Origin of the sequence: Verminephrobacter aporrectodeae subsp. tuberculatae At4, assembly GCF_000193225.1 — a bacterium.
GTDB classification, from domain to species: Bacteria; Pseudomonadota; Gammaproteobacteria; order Burkholderiales; family Burkholderiaceae_C; genus Acidovorax; species Acidovorax aporrectodeae.
The window spans coordinates 1-9,400 of record NZ_AFAL01000977.1 but is presented as its reverse complement, the minus strand read 5'-3'; the positions used below and the strand labels follow the sequence as shown (position 1 = coordinate 9,400).

The window sequence follows — 9,400 nt, the reverse complement described above, 5'->3', positions numbered from 1 at the left end:
GAAGGCTGCACCGGCGAAGAAAGCCGTGCCAGCGAAGAAGGCTGCACCGGCGAAGAAGGCCGTGCCAGCGAAGAAGGCTGCACCGGCGAAGAAGGCCGTGCCAGCGAAGAAGGCTGCACCGGCGAAGAAGGCCGTACCGGCGAAGAAGGCTGCACCAGCGAAGAAGGTCGTACCGGCGAAGAAGGGCGCTTCCGCAGGCAACTCCGTGTCCAAGACGCTACCCGTGGCGGCTGCACCGAAGACGCCGCGGAAAACCCCCAAGGCGCCGACGCCTGCTGCCGCACAGACCACTCTGAATCCTCAGGCGGCCTGGCCTTTTCCTACGGGCAACAAGCCCTGATTTTCGCGGCACCTCGCGCGTATTTCTTGCGCGCATTGCGCGTCCAACCCGGTGCCTGTGCACCGGGTTTTTTTATTTGCGCACAAGGGTGCGCCCATGGTGCTCAGTGCGATTCGCGTGGTACGGCCGCGCCGCGGCAGCCCACCAGAAAGTCGAGGTCGCAGCCCTCGTCGGCCTGCAGCACATGGTCCACGTACAGGCGCTGGTAGCCGCCGCGGCCGCCCATGTCGGCGCTGCGGAGTGCGTGCAGGCGCTGCGCCAGTTCGGCGTCGCTGACGTCCAGATGCAGCCGGCCCTGCGCGCAGTCGAGTTCGATGCAGTCGCCGTCGCGCACGGCGGCCAGCGGACCACCTGCAGCGGCCTCGGGCGCCACGTGCAGCACCACGGTGCCGTAAGCCGTTCCGCTCATGCGCGCGTCGGAGATGCGCACCATGTCTTTCACGCCCTGGCGCAGCAGCTTCGGCGGCAGGCCCATATTGCCCACCTCGGCCATTCCGGGGTAGCCCTTGGGGCCGCAGTTCTTCAGGACCATCACGCAGCTGGCGTCGATGTCCAGGGTCTCGTCGACGATGCGCTCCTTGTAATGCTCCAGGTTCTCGAAGACCACGGCGCGGCCCCGGTGCCGCAGCAGCTCGGGCGAGGCCGCCGAGGGCTTGAGCACGGCGCCGCGCGGCGCCAGATTGCCGCGCAGGACGCAGATGCCACCGTCGGCGATCAGCGGTTTGTCCAGGGGGCGGATCACCTCGTCGTCGTACTGCGGGGCCTGGCGCACGTTCTCCCACAGCGTCTTGCCGTTGACGGTGAGGGCGTCGGGGTGCGGCAGCAGTCCGTTTTCGCCCAGGCGGCGCAGCACGGCGGGCAGGCCGCCAGCGTAGTAGAACTCCTCCATCAGAAAGCGGCCCGAGGGCTGCAAGTCGACCAGCGTGGGGGTGCCGCGGCCGATGCGCGTCCAGTCGTCGAGTTCCAGGGGCACGCCGATGCGACCCGCGATGGCTCTGAGGTGGATCACCGCGTTGGTCGATCCGCCGATCGCGGCGTTGGTGCGGATGGCGTTCTCAAACGCCGCGCGCGTCAGGATCCTGGAGAGCGTGAGCCCCTCGTGCGCCATCTCGACGATGCGCCGGCCCGACATGTGCGCGAGCACGTAGCGGCGCGCGTCCACGGCGGGGATCGCGGCGTTGTGCGGCAGCGAGGTGCCCAGCGCCTCGGCCATGCAGGCCATGGTCGATGCGGTACCCATGGTGTTGCAGCTGCCGGCGGAACGCGACTGGCCCCCTTCTGCGGCGAGGAACTGGTGCAGCTCGATTTCGCCGGCCTTGAGCGCTTCGTGCAGCTGCCACACCGTCGTTCCCGAGCCGATGTTGCGGCCCTCGTGCTTGCCGTTGAGCATGGGCCCGCCGGTGACCACGATGGCCGGAACATCGCAGCTGGCGGCGCCCATCAGCAGCGCGGGCGTGGTCTTGTCGCAGCCCGTGAGCAGCACCACGGCGTCGATCGGGTTGCCGCGAATGGCCTCCTCCACGTCCATGCTCGCCAGGTTGCGCGTGAGCATGGCGGTGGGGCGCAGATTCGATTCGCCGTTGGAGAAAACCGGGAACTCCACCGGAAAGCCCCCGGCCTCGTAGACGCCGCGCTTGACGTGCTCGGCGACCTTGCGAAAGTGCGCGTTGCAGGGCGTGAGCTCGGACCAGGTGTTGCAGATGCCGATGATCGGGCGGCCGTCGAACGCATGGTCCGGAATGCCCTGGTTCTTCATCCAGCTGCGGTGTATGAAGCCGGTCTTGTCGGCGGCGCCGAACCATTCGGCGGAGCGGAATATGCGTTTCGGGGGCGTCATGGTGGGACTGGGGCAGAAAGGGGAGAGGAGACGGGCGCGGATCATGCCTTGTTCTTGTTGTACACGTCGACCAGCACGGCGGCGAGCAGCACCACGCCCTTGATGACCTGCTGGTAGTCGATGCCGATTCCCAGGATGGACATGCCGTTGTTCATCACCCCCATCACAAAGGCGCCGATGACCGCGCCCATCACCCGGCCCACGCCGCCCGACGCGGAGGCGCCGCCGATGAAGCAGGCGGCAATCACGTCCAGCTCGAACCCCAGCCCCGCCTTGGGCGTCGCGGTGTTCAGGCGGGCGGCGAACACCAGCCCCGCGAGCGCGGCGAGAACGCCCATGTTCACGAAGGTGTAGAAGGCCAGGCGCTCGGTCTTGATTCCCGAGAGCCTGGCCGCCTTCTCGTTGCCGCCCAGCGCGTAGATGCGCCGGCCGATGGTCGTGCGGCTGGTGACGAATTCGAACAGCACGATCAGCAGCGCCATCACGATCAGCACGTTGGGCAGGCCCTTGTACGACGCCAGCAGGTAGCTGAAGTAGATGAGCAGCGCGGCGAACAGCGCCGTCTTGACCAAGAACAGGAGCGCGGGCTCCGCGTGCACGCCGTGCCGCAGCCGGTTGGCGCGGCCGCGCACGGCGACCACGGTCAGGGCCGCCGCCAGCGCCAGACCCAGGAGCAGCGAGCTCAGGCGCAGGCCCTGCGCGCCAAAGGCGTCGGGGATGAAGCCCGAGCTGAGCATCTGAAACGATTCCGGGAACGGCCCCACCGACTGCCCCGCGAGCAGCGCCAGCGCCAGGCCCTTGAAGACCAGCATCCCGGCGAGCGTCACGATGAACGAAGGGATGCGCGAGAACGCGACGAAGCAGCCCTGCACCGCGCCGATCAGGCCCCCGCACAGCAGGCAGACGAGCGTGGCGGGAACGAAATGCCATCCGTACTGCACCATCAGCACCGCGGCCAGCGCGCCGATAAAGCCGCAGACGGAGCCGACCGACAGGTCGATGTGCCCGGCGACGATCACCAGCAGCATGCCCAGCGCCATGATGACGATGTAGCTGTTTTGCAGCACCAGATTGGTCAGGTTCAGCGGCTGCATCAGCGTGCCGTCGGTCATGACCTGGAAGAAGGCCATGATGGCCACCAGCGTGATCAACATGCCGTATTCACGGACGTTGTGCTTGAGGTATTCCAGCAGCAGTTTGCGCGGCACTGCCGCCGGGCCGTCGGCCGCGTCGGCAGCGCCGAGCAGCTTGCTTGCGTCGTTCACCAGCGAAGAAGGTGTGGAGTTCATATACCAGTTGGTCATTCAGTGCGCTGCGCGTCACCCGCAGTCCGCTCATTTCTCACGATGGCGCGCATGATGCGCTCCTGGCTCGCTTGCGCCGTGGGCATCTCGGCAACGAAGCGGCCCTCGTTCATCACGTAAATGCGGTCCGAAATGCCCAGCAGCTCGGGCATTTCCGAGGAGATGACGAGCACGCATTTGCCCTCGGCCGCGAGCTGGGCGATGAGGGTGTAGATCTCGAACTTCGCGCCCACGTCGATGCCGCGCGTGGGCTCGTCGAGGATCAGCACCTCGGGGTTCGTGAAGAGCCACTTCGCGAGCACCACCTTCTGCTGGTTTCCGCCCGAGAGGTTGAGCGTCTTCTGGTCCACGCCGGAGCAGCGGATGCGCAGCTTCTCGCGGTAGTCCTGCGCCACCCGGTGCGCGCGCCCATGGTCGATCACCTGCGCGCGGGAGATGCCCCCCAGGTGCGCCAGAGGCACGTTGAACTGGATGTCCTCGTTGAGCACCAGGCCGTTGCCCTTGCGGTCCTCGGTGACGTAGGCCAGCCCGTGGCGCACGGCCCGCTCCACCGTGCTCACGTCGATCGGCTTGCCGTGCAGGCGCACCTCGCCGCTGATGCGCTGCCCCCAGGAGCGCCCGAAGATGCTCATGGCCAGTTCCGTGCGGCCCGCGCCCATGAGTCCCGCGATGCCCACGATTTCGCCGCGCCGCACGTGCAGGTTGACGTCCTGGATGAACGCGCGCTCGCTGCGCTGCGGGTGGTAGGCGCGCCAGTTGCGCACCTCGAACACGGTGTCGCCGATGCGCGGCACGCGCCGCGGATAGCGCTCGGCCATCTCGCGCCCGACCATGGCCCGGATCACACGGTCCTCGCTCGCGGGTGCGGCGCTGCAATCCATGGTCTCCACCGTGCTGCCGTCGCGCAGGACCGTGATCGCGTCGGCCACCCGGGAGATTTCGTTGAGCTTGTGCGAGATCAGGATGCAGGTGATTCCCTGGCCCCTGAGTTCCAGCAGCAGGTCCAGCAGCGCCCGACTGTCGTTTTCGTTCAGGCTCGCGGTGGGCTCGTCCAGAATCAGCAGCCGGACCTTGCGCGACAGCGCCTTGGCGATCTCGACCAGCTGCTGCTTGCCCACGCCCAGGTGGGCGATCAGGGTGTCGGGAGACTCCCGCAGGCCCACCTTGCGCAGCAGCGCCTGCGTCAGGCTGTGCGCGGCCATCCAGTCGATCACGCCATGGCGCGCGGTCTCGTTGCCCAGAAACACGTTCTCGGCAATCGACAGCAGCGGCACCAGCGCCAACTCCTGGTGGATGATGACCACGCCCAGTTGCTCGCTGTCGTGGATTCCCTGAAATTGGCGCGCCTGCCCCTCGAAGACGATTTCACCGCTGTAGCTGCCGTGCGGGTAGACCCCGGAGAGCACCTTCATCAGGGTGGACTTGCCCGCGCCGTTCTCGCCCACGATGGCGTGGATCTCGCCCGCGCGCACGCGCAGGTTGACCTTGTCGAGCGCGACCACGCCGGAGAAGGTTTTGCGGATGTCCCGCATTTCGAGCAGCATGTTTCGTTCTTGGTTGCAGCAGTCTGGACGGCGCCCGCTCCGGCGCGGGCGCCAGCGTTCAGCGCAGCTGCGATTCCTTGTAGTAGCCGCTGCCGATGAGCACGGGGTTCCAGTTGGACATGTCCACCGCCACCGGCTTGAGCAGGTACGAGGGAACGACCTTCATGCCGTTGTCGTAGGTCTTGGTGTCGTTGATCTCGGGCTGCTTGCCGGAGAGCACGGCATCGACCATGTTCGCGGCGACCCGGGCGAGCTCGCGCGTGTCCTTGAACACGGTGGAATGCTGCTCGCCCTTGAGGATGGACTTCATCGAAGGGACCTCGGCGTCCTGCCCGCTGACCACCGGGCAGGCCTGCTGCGCCGTGCAGTAGCCCAGGCCCTTGAGCGAGGACAGGATGCCGATCGACAGGCCATCGTAGGGCGAGAGCACGGCGTGGCCCGGTCCTTGCCGTAGTACGCGGAGAGCAGATTGTCCATGCGCGCCTGCGCCACGGCGCCGTCCCAGCGCAGCGTTCCGACCTTGTTCATCCCCAGCTGCTTGCTGCGCACCACGAGCTTGCCGCTGTCGAGGTAGGGTTTGAACACGCTCATCGCGCCGTCGTAGAAAAAGAAGGCGTTGTTGTCGTCGGGCGAACCGCCGAAGAGCTCGATGTTGAACGGGCCCTTGCCCTGCTTCAGGCCCAGCTTGTCGACGATGGATTCGGCCTGCAGCACGCCGACCTGGAAGTTGTCGAAGGTGGCGTAGTAGTCAACGTTTTTCGAGCCCTTGATCAGGCGGTCGTAGGCGATGACCTTGATGGCCTTGTCCGCCGCGTTCTGCAAGACCCGCGAGAGCGTGCTGCCGTCGATGGCGGCGATCACCAGCACCTTCGCGCCCTTGGTGATCATGTTCTCGATCTGCGCGAGCTGGTTCGGGATGTCGTCATCGGCGTATTGCAAGTCGGTCTGGTAGCCGCGCTCGCGCAGCACCTTGACCATGTTGTCGCCGTCGGCGATCCAGCGCGCCGAGGACTTGGTGGGCATCGAGATGCCGATGACGCCCCCCTTGTCCTGCGCGCGCGCCAGCGGCACGCCAGCGAAGGTGGCGAGCGTGAGCATGGCCATGGCGGCCTTGAGAAATATGCGTTTCATGGATGGGTTCTCCTGCAGATCCGGGGCTTACTTGATCTGCGATTCCTTGTAGTAGCCGCTGCCGACCAGCACGGCGTTCCAGTTGGACGCGTCCACGACCACCGGCTTGAGCAGGTACGAGGGAACGACCTTCACGCCGTTGTTGTAGGTCTTGGTGTCATTCACTTCGGGCTGCTTGCCGGAGAGCAGGGCATCGACCATGTCCGCCGTGACCCGGGCGAGCGCGCGCGTGTCCTTGAACACGGTGGAGTGTTGCTCGCCCTTGATGATGGACTTCACCGAAGGCAGGTCGGCGTCCTGTCCGCTGACCACCGGGCAGGCCTGCTGCGCCGTGCAGTAGCCCAGGCCCTTGAGCGAGGACAGGATGCCCGTGGCCAGGGTATCGTTGGGCGAGAGCACGGCGTGGAGCTTGTCCTTGCCGTAGTAGGCCGAGAGCAGATTGTCCATGCGCGCCTGCGCGGCCGAGCCGTCCCAGCGCAGCGTCCCGACCTTGTTCATCCCCAGCTGCTTGCTGCGCACCACGAGCTTGCCGCTGTCGATATAGGGCTTGAGCACGCTCATCGCGCCGTCGTAGAAGAAGAAGGCGTTGTTGTCGTCGGGCGAACCGCCGAAGACTTCGATGTTGAACGGGCCCTTGCCCTGCTTCAGGCCGAGCTTGTTCACGAGGGATTCGGCCTGCAGCACGCCGACCTGGAAGTTGTCGAAGGTGGCGTAGTAGTCAACGTTCTTCGAGCCCTTGATCAGGCGGTCGTAGGCGATGACCTTGATGGACTTGTCCGCCGCGTTCTGCAAGACCTGCGAGAGCGTGCTGCCGTCGATGGCGGCGATCACCAGCACCTTCGCGTCCTTGGTGATCATGTTCTCGATCTGCGCGAGCTGGTTCGGGATGTCGTCCTCGGCGTATTGCAGATCGACTTGGTAGCCACGCTCGCGCAGCACCTTGACCATGTTGTCGCCGTCGGCGATCCAGCGCGCCATGGACTTGGTGGGCATCGAGATGCCGATGCGGCCCTTGTCCTGCGCGCTGGCTGGCGGCGCGGCACCGAGGGCGGCAATGGCGATGGTGGCCAGGATGGCCCTGAGAATTGCACGTTTCATGGTTTTTCCTCCTGATTATTCGTGGATGGATTCGTGCCGCGAGAGGGCGGCAATACGGTAACGGCACGCGGGTGGATCCGCTGGATCAGTATTTACGCGGATGGGAGTGGCTTGCGGCAAGCGGGGCGCAGGCAGGGGTGGGACGCTGCACGATCCTGTCTCCTGGTTGTCATGGCGACGGCAAAACGCAGAGCTTATGCGCGATTTTGATATCGATCCAATAGTTTTTCAGACAGAATACATATCGATCTCCGCATTCTGGAAAACCCGATGGGCACCGACAGTCACTGGTTCATCCGTGCGCGCCTGAAGACGCGCCAACTGCTGCTGCTGGTCGCGCTCGCCGACGAGGGCAACATCCACCGCGCGGCGCAGCAGCTGAGCATGACCCAGCCGGCCGCGTCCAGGCTGCTCAAGGACCTGGAGGACATGCTCGAACTGCCGCTGTTCGAGCGCCTGCCGCGCGGCATGCGGCCCACCTGGTACGGCGAGACCATGATCCGCCACGCGCGCATGGCGCTGGACAGCCTGAAGCAGGCGCACGAGGAACTGGGCGCGCTCAGGACCGGGCATTTCGGTCAGGTGGGCGTCGGCGCCGTCGCCTCGCAGGGCTTGCGCCTGCTGCCCCCGGCGGTGGTGCAGGTCAAGCAGGAGCACCCCAGCCTGCGCGTATCCATCGAAATCGACAGCAGCCCGGTGCTGCTCGCGCGGCTCGAGCAGGGCCGGCTCGACATCCTGGTGTGCCGTCTGTTCGCCGAGCACGACAAGACCCATCTGCGCTACGAATCGCTCACCGAGGAATCGATCTGCGCGGTGACCCGGCCCGGGCACCCGCTGCTCGCGACGCAGGCCCTGACGCTGCGCGAACTGCTCTCCGCGGGCCTGTCGGCGGGCTGGATCGTTCCGCCCGCCGGCAGTGTGCTGCGGCATCGCTTCGATCTGCTGTTCCAGCAGGAGGGGCTCGCGCAGCCGATCAACACGGTCGAGGCCTCGGCCCTTCTGTTCATCACCCGCATGCTCCAGCAAAGCGACATGATCGCCGTGGTGGGGGCCGACGTGGGGCACTACTACGCGGCCTACGGAATCGTCACCGTGCTGCCGTTGGCCCTGCCCTGCCACATGGATGCCTTCGGCATCATCACGCGCACGGACCGCCTGCTCTCGCCCGCGGCGCAGGTGATGATGGCGGCGCTCAGGCAGACCTGTTTGTCGCAGTACGGGCGCCCGGTGGACGCGGGCTGAATTCCTACGGCGGCAGAACCGCCTGCGTGCGCTCCTGGCGCACCAGATACAGGCCGCTGCCGATGACGATCGCGCCCCCGAGCAGGGTCGGATACCCGGGCACCGTTTGCCACAGCGCCCAGTCCAGCGCCAACCCCCAGGCCAGGGCGGTGTACTCGAACGGGGCGACCACCGAGGTCTGCCCATGGCGGAACGCCTCGGTGATCGCCAGCTGACCCAGAAACCCCGTCACCGCCAGGCCCGCGAGCAGCGGCCAATGCGCGCGCTCCACGGCAACCCACTGCGGCCAGGCGAGCACGCCGGCGCCCAGCGCCAGCATCACCGTGGTCCAGAAGACCAGGCTGGCGCTGGTTTCGGCGCGCGAGAGCACGCGGCCCGTAATGGCCGACACGGCATAGCAGGCCGCCGCCGCCAGCACCGCCAGCGCACCCGGGGTGAAAAACGCATCCCGACCCGGGCGCAGCGCCACCAGCACCCCGACCATGCCGAGCACGATGGCGCTCCAATGCGCCGCGCGCACCCGCTCGCGCAGCACCACGGTCGAGAGCGCCGTGATCAGCAGCGGGGCGATGAAGAACAGCGTGTAGGCCTGCGCCAGAGCCAGCTCCCGCAGCGCATACGCATACAGCGCGAGCATCGCCACGTTGAGCCCGCCACGCAGCAGATGCAGCGACCAGCGCACGCGCAGCAGTCCGCGCGCGTTCCCGCGCCACAGCACGTACAGCGCCACCAGCGGCAGCGCGGTCCAGCCGCGCAACGCCGCCACCTGCATGGCAGGGTAGCTGGGCGACAGCGTCTTGAGCAGCGCGTCCAGGAGCGAAAAAAAGCCCCCCGCAGCCAGCATGGCGACGATGCCGCGCAGATTCGCCGCAGCCGTGTGCGTGCGCTGCGCCGCAGCGGCGGC

Annotated in this window: 6 protein-coding genes and 2 pseudogenes; 2 read left to right on the top strand and 6 right to left on the bottom strand. The window is 66.7% G+C overall.

The features are described 5' to 3' along the window. Positions 1-340: pseudogene (locus VTU_RS35310) on the top strand (histone); the annotation flags it as partial. 103 nt (positions 341-443) lie between these two features. Here the strand turns inward: VTU_RS35310 and VTU_RS0123945 are convergent. The 5 genes and pseudogenes from VTU_RS0123945 to chvE (VTU_RS0123925) all read right to left on the bottom strand — a co-directional run bounded on the left by VTU_RS0123945 (position 444) and on the right by chvE (VTU_RS0123925) (position 7,254). Continuing rightward, a complete protein-coding gene (locus VTU_RS0123945) occupies positions 444-2,177 on the bottom strand; it encodes an IlvD/Edd family dehydratase (RefSeq protein ID WP_010110126.1) in 1,734 nt (577 codons plus the stop codon). 41 nt (positions 2,178-2,218) lie between these two features. Beyond that, complete coding sequence (mmsB, locus tag VTU_RS0123940; protein ID WP_029554715.1) at positions 2,219-3,466, bottom strand: multiple monosaccharide ABC transporter permease; 1,248 nt, start codon at positions 3,464-3,466, stop codon at positions 2,219-2,221. Positions 3,467-3,477: 11 nt separating this feature from the next. Next, a complete protein-coding gene (gene mmsA / locus VTU_RS0123935) occupies positions 3,478-5,025 on the bottom strand; it encodes a multiple monosaccharide ABC transporter ATP-binding protein (protein WP_010110121.1) in 1,548 nt (515 codons plus the stop codon). Between the two features lie 58 nt (positions 5,026-5,083). Continuing rightward, a pseudogene (chvE, locus tag VTU_RS30175) lies at positions 5,084-6,156 on the bottom strand (multiple monosaccharide ABC transporter substrate-binding protein). Between the two features lie 27 nt (positions 6,157-6,183). Further along, positions 6,184-7,254, bottom strand: coding sequence for a multiple monosaccharide ABC transporter substrate-binding protein (gene chvE / locus VTU_RS0123925; RefSeq protein WP_010110119.1), 1,071 nt, complete (start codon positions 7,252-7,254; stop codon positions 6,184-6,186). A 270-nt stretch (positions 7,255-7,524) separates the two neighbouring features. Here chvE (VTU_RS0123925) and VTU_RS0123920 point away from each other — a divergent pair, with 270 nt between their 5' ends. Then, positions 7,525-8,496 (top strand): LysR family transcriptional regulator, encoded by a 972-nt coding sequence (locus tag VTU_RS0123920; protein ID WP_010110117.1) that lies wholly within the window; start codon positions 7,525-7,527, stop codon positions 8,494-8,496. Positions 8,497-8,500: 4 nt separating this feature from the next. Here VTU_RS0123920 and VTU_RS0123915 read toward each other — a convergent pair whose 3' ends face one another. After that, the gene (locus VTU_RS0123915; RefSeq protein WP_236610864.1) at positions 8,501-9,358 is read right to left on the bottom strand and encodes a DMT family transporter; all 858 of its coding nucleotides are present in this window, start codon (positions 9,356-9,358) and stop codon (positions 8,501-8,503) included. Positions 9,359-9,400 lie beyond the last annotated feature (42 nt).